Here is a 305-nt window from a genome sequence, read left to right as displayed (position 1 = left end):
AAATGGGATAACCCGAATGTGTCGGTGGGGTTTGATGGCACCAGTATCATCGTTCGCGATATTTCCTACACAGGGCGGGACGACGTGGCCGGAACGGCGACGATAGACCTGGTGATATTCAACCAGACCGCACCAGTCGGCGGAGACGGTATTACGATGACCAACGCCGCAGGTCAGGTCACGTTCTCCACGCTGAAACGCCCCTTTGTGTATGACCGACAAATTCAGATCACCGATGCTTTCCAGAATATTGGCGGCGGGTTCTGCCAGATAGTTTATACCGGCGTGCAGGTCCGTATGGATGG

The 305-nt window shown here is 54.8% G+C and carries 1 protein-coding gene; it reads left to right on the top strand.

The window, feature by feature from the left end; genetic code table 11:
• On the top strand, positions 1 to 305 hold a 305-nt coding region (locus tag OGV77_RS00015; protein WP_286502525.1), incomplete at both ends, for a DUF6453 family protein.

It is taken from the genome of Citrobacter sp. Ce129, from assembly GCF_030334545.1.
Lineage (GTDB): Bacteria > Pseudomonadota > Gammaproteobacteria > Enterobacterales > Enterobacteriaceae > Citrobacter > Citrobacter europaeus.
The sequence above is the reverse complement of the archived record's forward strand: the minus strand, read 5'-3'. Positions and strand labels throughout refer to the sequence as shown.